The organism is Streptomyces sp. NPDC037242 (assembly GCF_055604165.1).
In genome coordinates, this window is sequence record NZ_JBVJUY010000018.1 from 51,303 (window position 1) to 69,181 (window position 17,879).

General features: G+C 73.7%; 15 protein-coding genes and 1 tRNA gene. 15 read left to right on the forward strand and 1 reads right to left on the reverse strand.

Features of this window, described 5'->3' with window-relative positions:
• Positions 1–381 precede the first annotated feature (381 nt).
• From ACZ7GJ_RS21950 to ACZ7GJ_RS22000, 11 genes are all read left to right on the forward strand, one after another.
• Positions 382–1,152 carry a GntR family transcriptional regulator gene (locus tag ACZ7GJ_RS21950; protein ID WP_470753942.1) on the forward strand — a complete coding sequence of 257 codons (771 nt, stop codon included), beginning with the start codon at positions 382–384 and terminating at the stop codon, positions 1,150–1,152.
• A gap of 147 nt (positions 1,153–1,299) precedes the next feature.
• Positions 1,300–2,421, forward strand: a complete 1,122-nt coding sequence (locus tag ACZ7GJ_RS21955; RefSeq protein WP_470753944.1) for a TIGR03364 family FAD-dependent oxidoreductase — start codon at positions 1,300–1,302, stop codon at positions 2,419–2,421.
• Between the two features lie 5 nt (positions 2,422–2,426).
• Complete coding sequence (locus tag ACZ7GJ_RS21960) at positions 2,427–3,128, forward strand: phosphonatase-like hydrolase (RefSeq protein WP_470753945.1); 702 nt, start codon at positions 2,427–2,429, stop codon at positions 3,126–3,128.
• Positions 3,125–4,174, forward strand: a complete 1,050-nt coding sequence (locus ACZ7GJ_RS21965) for an ABC transporter ATP-binding protein (protein WP_470753947.1) — start codon at positions 3,125–3,127, stop codon at positions 4,172–4,174. Before ACZ7GJ_RS21960 ends, ACZ7GJ_RS21965 begins: the two co-directional genes overlap by 4 nt.
• Positions 4,167–5,132: a 2-aminoethylphosphonate ABC transporter permease subunit gene (locus ACZ7GJ_RS21970; RefSeq protein ID WP_470753948.1), complete on the forward strand. Its 966-nt coding sequence runs from the start codon at positions 4,167–4,169 to the stop codon at positions 5,130–5,132. The genes ACZ7GJ_RS21965 and ACZ7GJ_RS21970 overlap by 8 nt, the downstream gene beginning before the upstream one ends.
• Positions 5,119–5,916 (forward strand): ABC transporter permease, encoded by a 798-nt coding sequence (locus ACZ7GJ_RS21975; protein WP_470753950.1) that lies wholly within the window; start codon positions 5,119–5,121, stop codon positions 5,914–5,916. The genes ACZ7GJ_RS21970 and ACZ7GJ_RS21975 overlap by 14 nt, the downstream gene beginning before the upstream one ends.
• Positions 5,917–5,979: 63 nt before the next feature.
• On the forward strand, positions 5,980–7,056 hold the full coding sequence (locus tag ACZ7GJ_RS21980) for a 2-aminoethylphosphonate ABC transporter substrate-binding protein (RefSeq protein ID WP_470753952.1): 1,077 nt from the start codon (positions 5,980–5,982) through the stop codon (positions 7,054–7,056).
• A gap of 132 nt (positions 7,057–7,188) precedes the next feature.
• Positions 7,189–8,727, forward strand: coding sequence for an alkaline phosphatase family protein (locus ACZ7GJ_RS21985; protein ID WP_470753954.1), 1,539 nt, complete (start codon positions 7,189–7,191; stop codon positions 8,725–8,727).
• A 107-nt stretch (positions 8,728–8,834) separates the two neighbouring features.
• The gene (locus tag ACZ7GJ_RS21990) at positions 8,835–9,614 is read left to right on the forward strand and encodes an HAD-IIA family hydrolase (protein WP_470753956.1); all 780 of its coding nucleotides are present in this window, start codon (positions 8,835–8,837) and stop codon (positions 9,612–9,614) included.
• Between the two features lie 92 nt (positions 9,615–9,706).
• The gene (locus ACZ7GJ_RS21995) at positions 9,707–10,384 is read left to right on the forward strand and encodes a hypothetical protein (RefSeq protein WP_470753958.1); all 678 of its coding nucleotides are present in this window, start codon (positions 9,707–9,709) and stop codon (positions 10,382–10,384) included.
• Entirely contained in the window at positions 10,381–11,040 is a 660-nt protein-coding gene (locus ACZ7GJ_RS22000) for a class F sortase (RefSeq protein WP_470753959.1), read from the forward strand. The genes ACZ7GJ_RS21995 and ACZ7GJ_RS22000 overlap by 4 nt, the downstream gene beginning before the upstream one ends.
• Before the next feature lie 167 nt (positions 11,041–11,207).
• On the opposite strand, the gene ACZ7GJ_RS22005 is transcribed toward ACZ7GJ_RS22000, so the two are convergent.
• Positions 11,208–11,281 (reverse strand) — tRNA-Lys (locus ACZ7GJ_RS22005).
• 236 nt (positions 11,282–11,517) lie between these two features.
• Between ACZ7GJ_RS22005 and ACZ7GJ_RS22010 the strand changes: the two genes are divergently transcribed.
• From ACZ7GJ_RS22010 to ACZ7GJ_RS22025, 4 genes are all read left to right on the forward strand, one after another.
• A complete protein-coding gene (locus ACZ7GJ_RS22010; RefSeq protein ID WP_470754084.1) occupies positions 11,518–12,873 on the forward strand; it encodes a peptidoglycan-binding protein in 1,356 nt (451 codons plus the stop codon).
• 11 nt (positions 12,874–12,884) lie between these two features.
• Positions 12,885–15,311 (forward strand): SPFH domain-containing protein, encoded by a 2,427-nt coding sequence (locus ACZ7GJ_RS22015; RefSeq protein WP_470753961.1) that lies wholly within the window; start codon positions 12,885–12,887, stop codon positions 15,309–15,311.
• A 202-nt stretch (positions 15,312–15,513) separates the two neighbouring features.
• Positions 15,514–16,137, forward strand: coding sequence for a lytic polysaccharide monooxygenase auxiliary activity family 9 protein (locus ACZ7GJ_RS22020; RefSeq protein WP_470753963.1), 624 nt, complete (start codon positions 15,514–15,516; stop codon positions 16,135–16,137).
• Between the two features lie 26 nt (positions 16,138–16,163).
• Complete coding sequence (locus ACZ7GJ_RS22025; protein WP_470753965.1) at positions 16,164–17,867, forward strand: AMP-binding protein; 1,704 nt, start codon at positions 16,164–16,166, stop codon at positions 17,865–17,867.
• Positions 17,868–17,879 lie beyond the last annotated feature (12 nt).

Here is a 17,879-nt window from a genome sequence, read left to right on the forward strand (position 1 = left end):
TGCCCGCCTCCGGCGGCCCGTGGCAGGACCCGCAGCCTCGCGCGCCGCCGCCCGCGCCCGGGCGGCCCGCAACCCCGCAACCCCGCAGCCCCGCAGCCCGCACCGTGCGCCCCCCGCGGCCCCCGCCCCCGGTGCCCCGCGGCCCGCACTTTCCGCCCGGCAGCCCGCAACCCGCATCCGGCGGGCAGGCGGCGGACCCGCAACCCCGCTGCCCGGCGCCCCGCACCCGGCGGCCCGCAGCGGGACCCGCAACCCGCCCCCGGCCGCCCGCGGCGGGACCCCCGGCCCCAGCGGCGGACCCGCACCCCGCCCCCGGCGCCTCCGGCGCCCCCGGCCCCGCGCCCGTGATCTCCGTACACCTCGCCCACGTACAGTCCGAGGGTGGAAGAACAGACCCGGCATCAGCCCCATCGGCCCGGCCAGCCGGTGCGGGCCGGCATTCCGGAGCACGGCCGCATCCCCAAGTACTACGCCGTCAAGGCCCGCATCGCCGAGCTCCTCGACGAGCTCGGCGAAGGCGGGCTGCTGCCCACCGAGCGCGATCTCGCCGAGCGGTACGAGGTCTCGCGAGAGACCGTCCGCCAGGCCCTGCGCGAGCTGCTGCTGGAGGGCCGGCTGCGCCGCTCCGGCCGCGGGACCGTCGTCGCCGGGCCGAAGCTGGAGCAGCCGCTCTCGCTCGCCAGCTACACCGAGGGCGTACGCCGCCAGGGCCGCAGCCCCGGCCGCCACCTCATCGGCCTGGAGCGCTTCCCCTGCCCGCCCGACCTGGCCGCCGGCATCGGCGCCGAGCCGGGCGAGCCCGTCTGGCACCTGGAGCGCGTACTGCTCGCTGACGACGAGCGCGTCGGCCTGGAGAGCACCTACATCCGGGTCGCCCGCGCACCCCGCCTCGACGACGATTTCCAGCCGGATTCCTCCTTCTACGGATACCTCCACGACAGCCTCGGGATCTCCTTCGGCGACGCCGACGAGAAGCTGGAGACGGTGCTCGCGACCCCCCGCGAGGCGCTGCTGATCGGCACCCCGCCCGCCCTTCCGATGCTGCTCATCCACCGTTTCTCCAGGGACCAGGACGGCCGGCCGCTGGAGCGGGTGCGTTCGCTCTACCGTGGCGACCGGTTCAGCTTCACGACCCGGCTGCGGCCCGAATAGTCCCCGGCCAAACAGTCATCAAGGGAAGAAAGGTGCATACCAGCATCACGGAACAGTAACGGGTCTGGTCCAAGCGTCGGAGGCTGTTCACCGGCCCGTTGCCGGGGGGATCCCCCCGGTCCATGGGCCGCGGCCACCGTGGACGACGTGAGAGTCATAGTCGTCGGAGGCGGCGTGGTCGGCACCATGCACGCCTGGCAAGCAGTCGAACGCGGCCACGAGGTCGTCCAGATCGAGCGAGAAGCGGAGGCCCGCGGAGCGTCCCTGCGTAATTTCGGCCAGATCTGGGTCAGCGGACGGGCCGGGGGCGAGGAGCTCGACACCGCCCTGCGGGCCCGTGAGCTCTGGGAGCGCATCGGCGCGGAGGTGCCCGGCCTGGGCTTCCGCGCGATCGGCTCCCTCACCCCCGTACGGGGCGCCCACGAGTACGCGGTCGCCGAGGCGGCCGTCGCCCGCCCCGACGCCGCCGCCCGTGGCTACGAACTGGTCACCGCCGCCCGGGCGCGGGAGATCAACCCGGCCCTGCGCGGGGACTTCGAAGCCGCCCTGTGGTGCGAGCGCGACGCGGCCGTCGAACCGCGCACCGCGCAGCCGTACCTGCGCGAGGCCCTGCGGGCCACCGGCCGCTACACGTTCCTGCCCGGCCGCGAGGTCCGCGAGGTCGTCGGCGCGGGCGCCGTCCGCGACGACCACGGCGACGTCCACCGGGGCGACGCCGTCGTCCTCGCCACCGGCGCATGGCTGTCCGGCCTGGTCCGCGAGCTGGTCCCCGACCTGCCCGTGCGCCGGGTCCGGCTCCAGATGATGCAGACCGCCCCGCTCGGCGAGCCGCTGACCACCTCGGTCGCGGACGCCGACAGCTTCCGCTACTACCCGGCGTACCGGGGCGAGGCCCTCGACGCGCTGGCCGCCGCGCAGGCGCAGGCCCCGATCGCCGCCGCCCACAAGATGCAGCTCCTGATGGTCCAGCGCCAAGACGGCGGACTGACCATCGGCGACACCCACGAGTACGAGCACCCCTTCGCCTTCGACACCCTCGAAGACCCCTACGACCACCTCACCGGGGTCGTCGAGTCCTTCCTGGGCCGCCCGCTGCCGAAGATCATGCGGCGCTGGGCGGGCGTGTACGCGCAGTGCACCGACACCACCCGCGTCGTCCACCGCCAGCAGGTGGCCGAAGGCGTCTGGCTGGTGACGGGCCCCGGCGGCCGCGGCATGACCTGCTCGCCCGCCATAGCCGAGACCACCGCGAACGAACTGGGCTGGTAAGTCAGATGACCGACAACAGCGAGAAGAACCTGATCGTCCTCGACATGGCCGGCACCACCGTCGCCGACGGCGGCCTCGTCGAGCGAGCCTTCGAGCGGGCCGCCGAGCACCTCGGCGTCGAGCCCGGCAGCGCCGACCACGCCGCCAAGCTCCAGTACGTACGCGACACCATGGGCGAGTCGAAGATCTCCGTCTTCCGGCACCTCTTCGGCACCGAGGAGCTCGCCCGGCGCGCCAACTCCGCCTTCGAGGAGGCCTACGGGGGGCTCGTCGACGGCGGTCTCGTCGCCCCGCTCCCCGGCGCCCGCGAGACCATCGAGGAGCTCCGCGCCGGCGGCCGCACCGTCGTCCTGACCACCGGCTTCGCCCGGGTCACCCAGGACGCCATCCTCGACGCCCTCGGCTGGCGGGACCTGGCCGACCTCACCCTGTGCCCCGCCGACGCGGGCGGCCGCGGCCGGCCGTTCCCCGACATGGTGCTGGCCGCCTTCCTGCGCACCGGCGCCGTGGCCGACGTACGCCACACCGTGGTCGCCGGAGACACGGCGTACGACATGCTCAGCGGCAGCCGCGCCGGAGCCGGGATCGTGGCCGGCGTCCTCACCGGCGCCCACGACCGCGCGGCCCTCCAGGAACACGGCGCCACCCACGTCCTCGCCTCCATCGCCGGACTCCCGGCGCTGCTGGCCCAGGAGCCCGGCGCGTGAGCGGCATCCGGTTCGACGCGGTCTGCGTCGCCTACGGCGGCAACACCGTCCTGGACTCCCTCGACCTGACCGTCGAGCCGGGCGAGGTCATGGCGCTGCTCGGCCCCTCCGGCTCCGGCAAGACCACCGCCCTGCGCGCCGTGGCCGGCTTCGTACGGCCGGTCCGCGGCCGGGTGCTGATCGGCGGCCGGGACGTCACGGCGCTCCCGCCCCACAAGCGCGGCATCGGCATGGTCGTCCAGCAGTACGCGCTCTTCCCGCACATGCGGGTCGAGGACAACGTCGCCTTCGGACTGAAGGCGCACAAGGCCCCCAAGCCCGAGGTCCCCGGCCGGGTCGCCGAGGCCCTGGAGATGACCGGGATGGCCGCGTACGCCAAGCGCTACCCCCGCGAGCTCTCCGGCGGGCAGCAGCAGCGCGTGGCCATCGCCCGCGCGCTCGCCATCCGCCCCGGCGTGCTCCTGCTCGACGAGCCGCTGTCCGCGCTCGACGCGCAGCTGCGCTCCGGGATGCTCACCGAACTCGCCCGGCTGCACCGCGAACTGCCCGACGTCTCGATCCTCTACGTCACCCACGACCAGGTCGAAGCGCTCACCCTGGCCGACCGGATCGCCGTCATGGACAAGGCCCGGCTGCAGGACTGCGGCACCCCGCAGGAGCTCTACCGGGCCCCGCGCACCGAGTTCACCGCCTCCTTCGTCGGCAACGCCAACCTGCTACCGGTGACCGTGGCCGCCGGCGGCGCGCTCTTCGCCGGGCGGACCCTCGAACTGGACGCGGGCCGGGCGGCCGTCGGGGCCGGCGCCACCCTGTGCGTACGGCCGCACCTGCTCGGCCTCGGCGACGGCCCCAACGCCCTGTCCGGCACCATCACCGAGGTGCAGTGGCGCGGTGCGACGCACCGGCTCTACGTCGACGTCGGCGGCCACCGGGTCAAGGCGGACCTCCCGGAACTGCGCGAGACCCCGGCCCTCGGCGACCGCGTCACCCTGCACTTCGAGCCGCGCGACGCCGTACTGCTGGCCGCGGGGGTGTCCGATGGCTGAGGCCGCGCCGCGCACCGGGGCCGCCCTGGCCCAGCGCGCCGGACGCGGTGTGCGGGCCGAGCCGCGCGGGGGCGGCGGCGGCCGCACCAGCGGTCCCGTCCCGCCGCAAGGGCACGACCGCGCCGCGCGGGCGCCCCGCGGGGTTCCGCGCTGGGTGTGGTCCCTGCCGCCCGTGGCCGTGCTCGCGGTGGTCTTCCTCTACCCCCTCGCACTGGTCGTCCAGCAGTCCCTCACCCCCGAGAACGGCGGCGGCGCCTTCGACGCGTACGCCTCCGTCTTCGCCTCGCGCGGCTTCCGCGAGGCGCTCGGGACCACGGTGTGGCTGGCCGTCGGCGCCACCGCCGGCTGTCTGGTCCTCGGCTTCGCGCTCGCGCTGGTCATCGCCTTCGTCCCCTTCCCCGGGGCCCGCGCGGTCGCGAAGTTCATCGACGTCTTCCTCTCCTTCCCCTCCTTCCTCATCACCCTGGCCCTCCTCTTCCTCTACGGCACGGTCGGCATGGCCAACGGGCTGTGGACCGACGTGTTCGGCGTCGCGGACGGCCCCTTCCACTTCCTGACCACGCCGTGGGGCGTCCTGCTCGCGGAGATCACGTACTTCACGCCCTTCGTGATGCGCCCGCTGCTCGCCGCCTTCTCGCAACTGGACACCGCGCAGCTGGAGGTGGCCTCCTCGCTCGGCGCGAAGCCGGGGAGGATCATCCGGCGGGTGATCCTCCCCGAGGCCCTCCCGGCCCTGGCCGCCGGCGGCAGCCTCGTCCTCGTCATGTGCCTCAACGAGTTCGGGATCGTCCTCTTCACGGGAGCCAAGGACGTCACCACGCTCCCGATGCTCATCTACGGCAAGGCGATCCTCGAATCCGACTACTCGGCCGCCTGCGTGGTCGCCGTCGTCAACATCGCGATCTCCGTCGGCCTGTTCGGCCTCTACCGGGTGGTGGGCAAGCGTGCTGGTGCATAGCAAGACGGGCCGCTGGGCGGCCTGGGGCCTCTTCGGCCTCCTCTTCCTGCCCCTCTTCGCCCTGCCGCTGCTCGTCGTGGTCGCGGCCTCCTTCGCCACCCACTGGTCCGGCGCCTTCCCCTCCGGCCCGACCACCTCGAACTACGCCTCCGCCGTCCAGGGCGAATCCCTCCAGGCACTGACCACCTCGCTGGTCACCGCCCTGGTCGCCAGCCTGCTCGCGCTCACCGTCGGCAGCTGGGCGGCGCTGGCCGCGGCCACGCTGGGCAAGCGCGGGAAGCGGTCCCTGGACGCGCTGTTCATGCTGCCGGTCGCCGTGCCGTCGGTGGTCGTGGGCCTCGCCGTGCTCGTGGCGTTCAGCAAGCCCCCGCTGCTGCTCAACGGCACCAGCTCGATCGTGATCCTGGCGCACACGATTCTTGTCACGGCGTTCGCCTACCAGTCGGTTTCGGCCGCCATCATTCGTCTCGACCCCGCGTACGAGCAGGCGGCGGCCTCCCTGGGCGCCCGTCCCTCGTACGTGCTGTGGCGGGTCAAACTGCCCCTCCTGCTGCCGTCCCTCACCGCGGCCGCCGGGCTCTGCTTCGCCCTGTCCATGGGTGAGTTGAGCGCCACGATGATGCTCTACCCGCCGGACTGGCTGCCCCTGCCCGTCCGCATCTTCACCGCCACCGACCGCGGTTCGCTCTTCAGTGGCTCCGCCGTCGCCGTGGTCCTGATGGTCACCACCCTGCTGGTGCTGCTGGCCGTCTCGCGCATCCGTACCAAGGCCTCGTACCGCTGAGGCCTCCGCTGTTTCCCCGCCCCCGCTTCCCCCGCTGACTCCCTTTCCCCGTAAGGAAGTTCCATGCCCAGAGCGCTCCTGATCCGTACTGCCGCGGCCGTCACCGGCAGCCTCGCCCTCGCCGTCTCCCTCACGGCCTGCGGCGGCTCCTCCACCGCCGACTCCAAGGACGGCGGCGAGAAGGTCGTCACCGTCTACAGCGCCGACGGCCTCAAGAGCGACAAGGGCGACGGCTGGTACGACAAGGTCTTCGCCGACTTCACCAAGAAGACCGGCATCGAGGTCAAGTACGTCGAGGGCGGCTCCGGCGAGATGGTGCAGCGCGCCGTCCGCGAGAAGACCAACACGCAGGCCGACGTACTGATCACGCTGCCGCCGTTCATCCAGCAGGCCGACGGCAAGGGCCTGCTCCAGACGTACCGGCCGCAGGGCTCCGACAAGGTCAAGGGCGCCGACAAGGCCGCCGACGGCAAGTGGACCTCGGTCGTCAACAACTACTTCGGCTTCATCTACAACAAGAAGGAGCTCGCCGCCGCCCCCAAGACCTGGGAGGAGCTGCTGGACGGCAAGTACAAGGGCAAGCTCCAGTACTCCACGCCCGGTGTCGCGGGCGACGGCACCGCCGTGCTCATCAAGTCGATGCACGACTTCGGCGGCAAGGAGCCGGCGATGGAGTACCTGAAGAAGCTCCAGGCCAACAACGTCGGCCCGTCCTCCTCCACCAGCAAGCTCGCGCCCAAGACCGACAAGGGCGAGCTCCTCGTCGCCAACGGCGACGTCCAGATGAACTTCGCGCAGTCCAAGTCCATGCCGAACCTGGGCATCTGGTTCCCGGCCAAGGACGGCGGCAGGCCCACCACCTTCGCCCTTCCGTACGCGGCCGGCCTGCTCGACAAGGCCCCGCACACTGAGAACGGCAAGAAGCTCCTCGACCACCTCCTCAGTGAGGACGCCCAGAAGCTGGTCAGCGGGGTCGGCGGCGGCTTCCCGGCGCGCAGCGACGTCAAGCCCACCGACGCCAACGCCGTCGAGCTGACCAAGCTCATGGGCGGTGTCGAGATCTTCGAGCCGGACTGGGCCGACATCGACAAGAACCTCACCGCCTACGTCGACGCGTGGAAGTCGGCAACCGGAAGCTGACTCGTCGCCTCCTGGTCACCCCGGACCGGGACCGTGACACTTACATAACGGGTCTGGACCGAAGACCGCACCTTCGGTCCGGACCCGGCGCATGTCCGAGCGCCTTCCCCACGATTACTCCCGGAGGAGTACGTGCCCACTGTCCTGTCCGGACGGACCCTCGCCGTGGCCGCCACCGCCACCGCCCTGCTCGCCACCGCCCTCGGTGCGCACGCCGCCACCGCCGCCCCGGCCGCCCCCGCCGCCAAGGCCGCCGCCAACACCGACAAGGTCCTCGTCATCGGCATCGACGGCACGGTCCTGGACCGCGTCAAGGTCGCCGACGCCCCCCACCTGAACGGTCTGATGGCCGAGGGCCTGACCGCCCGCAGCAGCCTCTACGCCGGCCCGATGGGCGCCACCTCCTCGGGCCCGGGCTGGTCCACCATCGCCACCGGAGTCTGGCCCGACAAGCACGGCGTGAAGGACAACTCCTTCACCGGCAAGAACTACGCGGCGTACCCCGACTTCCTGACCCGCATCGAGAACGCCAAGCCGGCGCTCAACACGTACGCGGCCGCCGACTGGGAGCCGGTCACCTCCACCGACCAGAACGGCCCGATCTTCTCGGCCAAGGTCGACAAGCGCCTGAGCCTCAAGGGCGACCGCGACGGCTACGGCAGCGAGGACCCGAAGATCGCTGCCGCGGCCTCCGCGGAACTGCGCGACCAGAACCCGGACGCCGCCTTCGTCTACCTCGGCGAGATCGACCACGCGGGCCACACCTCCGGCGCCGCCAGCCAGGAGTACCTGAACACCATCGCCCGCGTGGACAAGCTGGTCGGCCAGCTCCTCACCGCCGTCCGGTCCCGCCCGACCTACGGCCAGGAGAACTGGAAGATCGTGGTCACCACCGACCACGGCCACACCGCCACGGGCGGCCACGGCGGCTCCACCATCGCGGAGCGCGGCACCTTCGTCATCGCCAAGGGCGCCGGAATCCCGGCCGGTTCGGTACGCGACGACGTAAAGCTCGTCGACGTCGCGGCCATCGCCCTCGGCCAGGTCGGCATCACCAGCCCCGCCATCGACGGGCTCCCGCTGAACGCCCCGGACAGCGACCCCTTCGACACCCTGCGCCCCAGCCTCCAGGCGCGCGTGGACGAGACGGGCATCCCGGCCGGCACCAAGGGCTTCACGCACACCCCGCCGGCCGGCTGGTCGGTCGACAACTCCAAGATGGGCACCGGCGGTGTCACCGAGTGGGCCGGCTGGGCCTTCGCGACGGACGAGTTCTGGACCCAGTCGCAGCGCGACCAGTGGCGCGAGCTGAACGTCCGCTCCCGTGACGTGTTCGCCGTGGCCGACTCCGACGAGTGGGACGACAAGGCCCACACGGGCACCTTCGACTCCACGCTGATCACCCCCAAGTGGGCGGTGTCCGGCGGCACCACGAAGAACCTGACCTTCCAGACGCACTACCGCCACGAGACGGGCCAGACCGCCCAGGTCCTGGTCTCCTACAACGGCGCCGCCCCGACCGTGGTCAAGACCTACACCGCGGACGCCGTCGCCCGCTCCGAGTCGCTCGCGCTCCAGGTCCCGGCCGGCGCCACCGACGTCCGGGTCCACTTCCGCTACAGCGGCACCAACAACTGGTTCTGGACCGTGGACAACGTCCGGCTCGGCTGATCCGTCCGGGCCGTGGACGCCGAACGCGTCCGCGGCCCGGCCCGGATAGGGTGGTCGAGACCACAGGTCCCAGAGGTCAGACGCCACCGAGAGCGGAGAACAGTCCAGTGGCAGAGCGCAAGCCGATCGAATCCTGGCTCACCGACATGGACGGGGTCCTCATCCACGAGGGCACCCCGATCCCCGGCGCCGATGCCTTCATCAAGCGGCTGCGCGACTCCGGCAAGCCCTTCCTGGTGCTGACCAACAACTCCATCTACACCCCGCGCGACCTCCAGGCCCGCCTGAGCCGCATGGGCCTCGACGTCCCGGTCGAGAACATCTGGACCTCGGCGCTGGCCACCGCGAAGTTCCTCGACGACCAGCGCCCGGGCGGCACGGCGTACGTCATCGGCGAGGCCGGTCTGACCACCGCCCTGCACGACATCGGCTACATCCTCACCGACCACGAGCCCGACTACGTGGTCCTGGGCGAGACCCGCACCTACAGCTTCGAGGCCATGACCAAGGCCGTCCGGCTGATCAACGGCGGGGCCCGCTTCATCTGCACCAACCCGGACGAGACCGGCCCCTCCACCGAGGGCCCGCTCCCGGCCACGGGTGCAGTCGCCGCGCTGATCACCAAGGCGACCGGCAAGAGGCCGTACTTCGCCGGCAAGCCCAACCCGCTGATGATGCGGACCGGTCTGAACGCCATCGGCGCGCACTCCGAGAGCAGCGCGATGATCGGCGACCGGATGGACACCGACGTACTGGCCGGGCTGGAGGCGGGCATGCAGACCTTCCTCGTGCTGACCGGACTGACCTCGGCCGAGGACACCGAGAAGTTCCCCTACCGGCCCACCAAGACGGTGAACTCCATCGCTGACCTGGTCGACCTCGTTTAGCGCGTTCGGCTGACACGTACGGGCCAAGAGAGCGCCGCTCCGGATGCGGAGCGGCGCGTCGCGCGTGAATCTCCTTGTTGAGGAGGTTCACCATGCGCACCGATCCGATCGCTCTCCGTGCCGCCGGGGTGGCCGTCGTCCTGACGGCCCTCACCGCCGTGACCGCGCCCATCGCCCTCGCGAACGAGGGGAACCGCGGCAGCGTCTCGGCCGACCCGAACCCGGCCGAACCGGGGGCGCAGGTCAAACTGCGCGTCCACGGCTGTGACGCCGACTGGGCCGTCGCCCAGTCCTCCGTGTTCGTCTCGGAGGTCCGGCTGTCCTCCGGCCACGACCGCCGCACCCTGTGGGGTGACGCGATGATCCGATCCTGGGCCGATCCGGGCCGGCACGACATCCGGGTGAAGTGCGGCGGCCGGGGCGGCGACCGGGAGTGGGGCTCCATCGAGATCGTCCGCCGCCGCGACCACCACCCCAACCCGCACCACACGCCCGTCTGGCCGGTCCACGCGGGCGGCGGCGGCATGGCCGCGGAGCTCGCCCGGAAGGCGGAGCTCGCCGAGGCGGCCAAGGCCAAGGCCCAGGGCAAGGCCGCCGCCGACGCCGCGGCGCCGCAGACGGGCGAGCAGGCCGCCGCCGCCAAGCGCGACCACGAGGGCGACGGCCCCGGCCTGCCGCACACGGTGATCGGCGCCATCCTCGCCGCCGTCGCCACCCTGGCGGTCGCGGGCCGGGCGCTGACCTTGCGCCGCCGCCGCAGCGGCGAGTGAACGAGGGCCGGGCGAGCAGCGGCGGCCGGCTGCTGACCTTCGCCGCCTGGTCGGTGCTGGTGCTCGGGCTGTGGCTCTGGGGCCGCGAGATCACCGGGGTCCCGGCCTCGCTCACCGGTCAGGCCGGGGGCGTGGCGCTGCCGGGCCTGCCGGTCGCGCACGCCCCGCTGGCGGCGGCCGCGCCCGCGCGGGTCGACGTACCGTCCATAGGCATCCAGGCCCCGGTGATCGCCCGGGACCTGGACCCCCAAGGCGCGATCGACCCGCCCCCGTACGACCAGCCGGGCGCGGTGGGCTGGTGGCGCGGCGGCGCCCAGCCGGGCGCGGCCGGCACCGCGCTGATGGTCGGGCACGTGGACACGAAGTCCAAGCCGGCGGTGTTCTACGGCCTGAGCTCGGCGCAGCCGGGCGACAAGGTGCGCGTGGTGCGGACGGACGGATCGGTCGCGGAGTTCACGATCGAGGACGTACGGGTCCACGAGCGCGCGGGCTTCGACCCGGACAAGGCCTACGGGCCGCGGGTCAGGGGCCGGGCCGAGCTGAGGCTGGTGACCTGCGGCGGCACCTACGACAAGACGATCAAGCAGTACACGGCGAACGTGGTCGTGTCGGCCTACCTGACGGGCGTCGGGATCCGGCCCGGCACGGCGGCGTGAGGAAGCTCCGCTCCGGCCGCCGGCCGGCCGGCCCTCGACCGCGCGGGAATGCCCGGAGCGCGGGAGGAGTCCGGGAACCGGCGGGAGGCCCGCTCGCCACTGTAGGGCCGCAGGGCACGACGAAGAAGCCCCCCGCAGCTTTCGCTGCGAGGGGCTTCTTCCGTCTGTGCGCCGCCAGGGACTCGAACCCCGGACCCGCTGATTAAGAGTCAGCTGCTCTAACCAACTGAGCTAGCGGCGCTTGCTGACAGGGAAAACTCTACCCCACCTCCGGTGGTGCTCGTGACCAGCCGCGCCCGCGTTGTCCGATTAACCCATGTTTGAGGTGTTTATCGTGCACGATATGTCTGGGCCCGGCCCTATCTGACGCCCCGCCAGGTACGGCCCGCCCGATCAGTGCCAGTAGGGGACGAGCAGGGGAGTGGACGGAACCGCATGACGACGCAGCCTCCGAAGCACGTGTGCACGCCGACGTCGATGCCGATGCCCGTTTTCGAGGAGTACGAGCCCGCCGGCGACTGCGTGTGCCGGGGCTGCGCGCAGCGCCGTCGCGCTCTCGCGCGCGGCCGGGCCATACGGCTGCGCGACGGCGGACACCCCGCCGCGCGCGGGGCCCGCCGGGCGCTGGTCCTGGCCACCGCGGCGGGGGTGGTCCTGGGCGGTGGCGGCGGGGCCGCGGTGGCGGTGACGGCGCAGAGCCCCGAGGCCGTCTCGCTGGACGACCCCGGTTCGCCGCAGGGCGCGAAGTCCCCGCTGCACGGCCGTCCGGCGAAGCCGGGGCCGGTGGGCACGCCCGGGCGGCCGGGGGCGCCGCCCGCGGTGAAGCGGATCGACCGCACGACGATCATCAAGCGGGCGAAGCTGTGGCTGGACGCGCAGGTCCCCTACAGCATGTCCGAGTACTGGACGGACGGCTACCGGCAGGACTGCTCGGGGTACGTGTCGATGGCCTGGAACCTTGGTACGAACGAGTGGACCGGCAGCCTCGACACCTTCGCCACCAAGATCACGAAGGAGGAGCTGCTGCCGGGGGACATGCTGCTCTTCCACAACCCGGCGGACCCCAACAAGGGCTCGCACGTCGTGCTCTTCGGCGGCTGGGTCGACGAGACCCGGGGCCACTACATCGCCTACGAACAGACCCGGCCGACGACGCGGAAGCAGGCTACGCCGTACGGGTACTGGGAGAACTCGGCGAAGTACATCCCCTACCGGTTCAACGGGGTGACGGGCGGGATCGTGCCAGAGCCCCCGCCCGCCGAACCGCCCGCGCCGGGCGCCAAGCCGGTGGTCTCGGCGACCTTCCCCGGCGCGTCGAAGTTCGGCCCCGGCGCCAAAAACGAGTACGTCGCCCAGCTCGGCGCGATGCTGATCGAGCGCGGCGGCGCCCGCTTCTACCCCCAGGGCGCGGGCAAGCTGTGGACCGACTCCGACCGGCTGGCCACCCAGGCCTTCCAGCGGGCCCAGGGCTGGACGGGCGCGGACGCCGACGGCATCCCGGGCGAGTACACCTGGCGGCTGCTGGCCCTCCACCAGGGCAAGGACATCCCGCCGACGCCGGGCAGCGCGGTGGGCGCACCGGGCCCGTCGGGGGTCCCCGCCTACCCGGGGCGGGCCGCCTTCCGTCCCGGGGCGTCCCACCCGTCCATCACCGCCCTTGGCCGCCAGCTGGTGAAGAAGGGCTTCGGCAAGAACTACACGTCCGGCCCGGGCCCCCGCTGGAGCGAGGCCGACCGCCGCAGCGTCGAGGCCTTCCAGCGCGCCCAGGGCTGGCGCGGCGCCTCGGCCAATGGCTATCCGGGCCCGGAAACCTGGCGCCGGCTGTTCGCATGACGGAGGCAACGATGTACCCCACGCGCACCACATCGACCACGGGCACCCTCCAGGTCCCCCCGGCCCTACGGACCCCCGCCGCCGCTGCCGCGGGCTCCGCGCAGGAACCGACCCCGGGCCTCGCGCCCGCCGCCGGTTCGGGCCTCGCGCCCGCCGCCGGTTCGGGCTTCGCGCCGGGCCTCGGCTCGGGCCGTGCGCCGGAGCCCGCCCCGGGCCTGGCGCCGGGCCTCGCCCCGGGCCTGGCGTCGGACGCCGAGTCGGGCTCCGCCCGGGAACCCGCGTCCGGTTTCGCGCCGGGCCTCGGCTCGGGCCGCGCGCCGGAACCTGCGCCGGGCCGAGCGTCGGACGTCGAGTCGGGCTCCGCCCGGGAAACCGCGTCCGGCTTCGCGCCGGGCCTCGCCTCGGGCCGTGCGCCGGAGCCCGCCCCGGGCCTCGCCCCGGGCCTGGCGTCGGACGTCGAGTCGGGCTTCGCCCGGGGACCCGCGTCCGGCTTTGCGCCGGGCCTCGCCTCGGGCCGCGCGCCGGAACCTGCGCCGGGCCGAGCGTCGGACGCCGAGTCGGGCTTCGCCCGGGAATCCGCGTCCGGTTTCGCGCCGGGCCTCGCCCCGGGCCTGGCGTCGGACGCCGAGTCGGGCTCCGCCCGGGAACCCGCGTCCGGCATTGCGCCGGGTCTCGGCTCGGGCTGCGCACCGGAACCTGCGCCGGGCCGAGCGCCGGGCTTCGCCTCGGAACCCGCCTCCGGCTTCGCGCCCGGCCTCGGCGCGGGCTTCGCGCCGGAACCCGCGGCCGGTTTCACGCCGGGCCTCGGCTCGGGCTTCGTGCCAGAACCCGCGTCCGGCCTCGCGCCGGGACTGGGCTCCGGCTTCGCCCCGGAACCCGTTCCGGGTCTCGCGCCGGAGCCCGCGCCGCGAGCCGTGGTGCCGGTGGCCGAAGGCGCGGTGCTGCCGGTCTGCGACGTGCCGGCGGCGCGGGGGGAGACGGAGGCCGGAGCGGTCCACGCCGCTTCACCGGCGCCGGGGGTGGACATCCCGCACCCGCAGGACGAGGCGGCCCACGCGGACGTGGCCACCCAGCGCCTGCGCACGCCCGAAGCCGTCCTCGCGGCCGAGCCCGCGTGCGGGCAGCGCCACCCCTGGCCCGCGGTGGTGTCCGCCGGGGCGGAGCAGCACGCCCGCTCCGCGGACGAGGCCGCGCCGCCCGAGTCCGAGTCCGCGCCCGAGCCCTGGCCCGCCCCCGTGGCCCTGGCCGTGGCGCAGCCGCCGACGCCGACCCCCGAGCCCGCGGCCCCGTACGTACGGGACGAGCCCGACCCGGCGCAAGCCGGGCCCGCGGTGGCGGACATCGTTGCCCGGGCCGTGGCCCGGGGCATGGGGGACGACGTGCCGGAGCTGCCCGCCGCCGGCCGCGGCACCGGCACCGCGGTGACCGACGTGCCGGTGCACCTGCCCTTCCGCGGGGCCGCACAGGCCATGGCCCCCGCCCAAGCCGCGCCGGCCGGGCGCCCGGCCGGCCGCCGGGCCGCCCCCGGACGCCGGGTGCCCCGCGGGGACGACCGGCTCCGCGAGCACCACGGCCCCGTCATCCCCGGCTGGATCGGGGTCGCCGTCGGCGGGATCGCCCTCACCGGCTGCGCGGCGGTCCTCTGGCGGGCCGGAGCCGTCCCCGCCTCGCTCGTGGCCGCCTTCGGCGCGACCCCCCGCGCCTACCGGGGGCTCCAGGCGGCGCACTGGCCCCCGCTCGCCTTCCTCGGCATCGTCGCCCTCCTCGCCCTCGGCGGACTCGGCCGGGCCCGGACCGGCCACGCCTGGGTGCTCACCCTCTTCGGCCGCTACCGCGGCACGGTCCGCCGTACCGGCCTGACCTGGGTCAGCCCCCTGCTCCTGCGCCGCCGGGTCGACGTACGGCTACGGCACTGGCGCAGCGATCCGATGCCCGCCGTCGACTCCGGAGGCCTCGCCCTCCAGGTCGTCGTCCAGGTCGTCTGGCAGGTCAAGGACACCGCGCGCGCCACGCTCGCCGTCGCCGACCACACCGAGTACCTGGCCGAGCAGGTGGAATCGGCCATGGCCCGGGTGCTGTCCCAGCTCCCGGCCGACGCCTTCCACGAGGACGCCCCGACCCTGCGCGACGCCGAGGCCGTCGGCGATGCGCTGACCCGGATGCTGGCGGCCGAGACCGAGGCCGTGGGCGTGGAGGTGTACTCGGCGCAGCCGACCCGGATCGAGTACGCGCCCGAGGTCGCCGAGGCCATGCGGCGGCGCCGGGTCGCGGCGATCGACGCCAAGCACCGGGACACCGTGCTGACCTCGGTGGTGGACGCGGTCGACGACACCGTGCACCGCCTCACCTCGCGCGGGCTCGTGGAGCTGGACGACTACGAGCGCAAGGCGCTGGTGAAGGACCTCACGGTCGCCTTCTACACGGGGCGCGCGGAGTAGGTCGCGACGCGCCGGCAGCGGCGGGACGGGCCGCCGCGCGGAGCCAGGAGAACGGGTGGAGCCGGAAAGGACCGGACCACCCGTTCTTCCGTTGGTATGGACATGGCCAACTCCCGTCAATAATCTGGGACTTGGTCTAGACCTAAACATCCCCACGCGTGCGCACGCTCTCGTCGAACTCCCCCCACGTTCAAGGAGCATCATGCGTAACATCCGCATGCCCAGATCCGGCCAGGCCGGGAAGGCCGGTGCCGCCGCGGTCGGCCTCGGCGTCGTCACCGCCCTCACGCTCCTCACGGCCCCCACCGCGAGCAGCCACGGCTACACCGACACCCCCATCAGCCGCCAGAAGCTCTGCGCCAACAGGACCGTCGCCGACTGCGGAGCCATCCAGTGGGAGCCGCAGAGCGTCGAGGGCCTCAAGGGGTTCCCGGCCGCGGGCCCCGCCGACGGCAAGATATGTTCCGCCGGCCTCACGCAGTTCGCGGAGCTCGACAACCCCCGCGGCGGCGCCTGGCCCACCACCAAGGTGACCAGCGGGCAGAGCTACGGCTTCCGGTGGCAGTTCACCGCCAACCACTCCACCACCGACTTCAAGTACTACGTCACCAAGAACGGCTGGACCGGCACCCGGGCCCTCACCCGCGCCGACCTCGAACCCCAGCCCTTCCTCACGGTGGCCTACAACGGGGCCCGCCCCGCCATGACCACCGTCCACCAGGGTGCGATGCCGAGCGGCAAGAGCGGCCGGCACCTGATCCTGGCGGTCTGGACGGTCAACGACACGGCGAACGCCTTCTACGCCTGTTCCGACGTTCAATTCTGACGATACGTCAGCTACCCTCCGGCGGCATGCGGACGACATCCGGAACCGTCGCGGAGCTCATCGCGCGCCAATGGGGCGACCACCGGCCAGGACTGGCATTCGAGGAGACCGTCCTCAGCCGCCACCGGACCGCCCAGGAGGCCGCCGCGCGCGCCGCGCTGCTCGTCGACCTCCTGCCGCCGCGGGCGGAACCGCACGTCGGGGTGCTGCTCGACAACACCCCCGAATTCCCGTTCTGGCTCGGCGCGGCGGCCCTCGCGGGGGCCGCCGTCGCCGGGATCAACCCCACCCGCCGCGGCCCGGAGCTGGCCCGCGACATCCTGCACACCGACTGCCGGATCCTGGTGACCGAGCGGACCCACCTGCCGCTCCTCGACGGGCTCGCGCTGCCCGGCGTACGGATCCTGGTGACCGACACCGAGGAGTACGCGGCCCTGCTCGCCCCGTACGCGGCGGCCGAACCCGGCGCGGCGACGCTGGGCGGCCGCCCGCCCGGCCCGCAGGACCGGCTGCTGCTCTACTTCACCTCGGGCTCCACGGGCGCCCCCAAGGCGGCCATCTGCACCCAGGGCCGGCTGGCCGGCGCCGGGGGCTCCCTCGCGCGGCAGTTCGCGGTCACCCCGGACGACGTCCACTACATCTGCATGCCGATGTTCCACGGCAACGCCGTCATCGCCGACTGGCTGCCCGCGCTGGCCGGCGGGGCCTCGGTGGCGCTGCGCCGCCGCTTCTCGGCGTCCGCGTTCCTCGACGACGTCCGGGCGTACGGGGCGACGTACTTCACCTACGTCGGCCGCGCCGTCCAGTACCTCCTGGCCACCCCGCCCCGCCCGGAGGACCGCGAGCACGCGCTGCGCCTGGGCTTCGGCACCGAGGCGGGCGCCGTGGACGCGGCGCGCTTCGCCGAGCGCTTCGGGGTCCGGCTGGTGGAGGGCTACGGGGCCACGGAGGGCGGAGCCTCCGTACAGCGCACCCCGGACACCCCGCCGGGCGCACTGGGCCGCGCCGGGGCGGGGGACGACCTGGCGGTCATCGACCCCGGGACCGGCCTGGAGTGCCCGGCGGCCGTCCTCGACCCGCGGGGCCGCCTGCTCAACGGGGCCGAGGCGATCGGCGAGCTGGTCAACAAGGGCCGCAGCCTCTTCGAGGGGTACTGGCGCAACCCGGACGCGGAGGCCGCGCGGACCCGCGAGGGCTGGTACTGGACCGGGGACCTCTTCTTCCGCGACGCGGACGGCTTCCTCTACTTCGCGGGCCGCACCGACGACCGGCTGCGCGTCGACAGCGAGAACCTGGCCGCGGCGGTGATCGAGAACATCCTGGCCCGCTGGTCCGACGCGGCCGCGGTCGCCGTGTACGCGGTCCCGGACGAGGTCGCGGGCGATCAGGTCATGGCGGCCGTGGCCCTGCGCGAGGGGGCGAGCTTCTCGCCGGACGCCTTCGCGGCCTTCCTGGCCGCGCAGCCGGACCTGGGCACCAAGATGGCCCCGCGCTACGTCCGCGTACTCGAAGCCATGCCGACCACGGCGACGAACAAGGTCCACCGGGTCGGCCTGCGCCGCGCGGGCTTCCTCCCCCGGCCGTCGCCGGGAGGCGCCCGCGGCCCGGACCCGGTGTGGTGGCGGCCCCGGGGGGAGGCGGCGTACCGGCTCCTGGACGAGGCGGCGCTGGCCGGGCTCCTCGCGGCCTACCGGGCCCAGGAGCGCCTGGTCCTCCTGGAGCGCGGGTGATGGTTTTGAGCA

Bases quoted from the DNA above. Each gene is read 5' to 3' on its own strand.
- ACZ7GJ_RS22025 (WP_470753965.1), top strand. From the start codon at position 16,164: ATGCGGACGACATCCGGAACCGTCGCGGAGCTCATCGCGCGCCAATGG.
- ACZ7GJ_RS21995 (WP_470753958.1), top strand. From the start codon at position 9,707: ATGCGCACCGATCCGATCGCTCTCCGTGCCGCCGGGGTGGCCGTCGTC.
- ACZ7GJ_RS22010 (WP_470754084.1), top strand. From the start codon at position 11,518: ATGCCGATGCCCGTTTTCGAGGAGTACGAGCCCGCCGGCGACTGCGTG.
- ACZ7GJ_RS21970 (WP_470753948.1), top strand. From the start codon at position 4,167: ATGGCTGAGGCCGCGCCGCGCACCGGGGCCGCCCTGGCCCAGCGCGCC.
- ACZ7GJ_RS21980 (WP_470753952.1), top strand. From the start codon at position 5,980: ATGCCCAGAGCGCTCCTGATCCGTACTGCCGCGGCCGTCACCGGCAGC.
- ACZ7GJ_RS22020 (WP_470753963.1), top strand. From the start codon at position 15,514: ATGCGTAACATCCGCATGCCCAGATCCGGCCAGGCCGGGAAGGCCGGT.
- ACZ7GJ_RS22015 (WP_470753961.1), top strand. From the start codon at position 12,885: ATGTACCCCACGCGCACCACATCGACCACGGGCACCCTCCAGGTCCCC.
- ACZ7GJ_RS21960 (WP_470753945.1), top strand. From the start codon at position 2,427: ATGACCGACAACAGCGAGAAGAACCTGATCGTCCTCGACATGGCCGGC.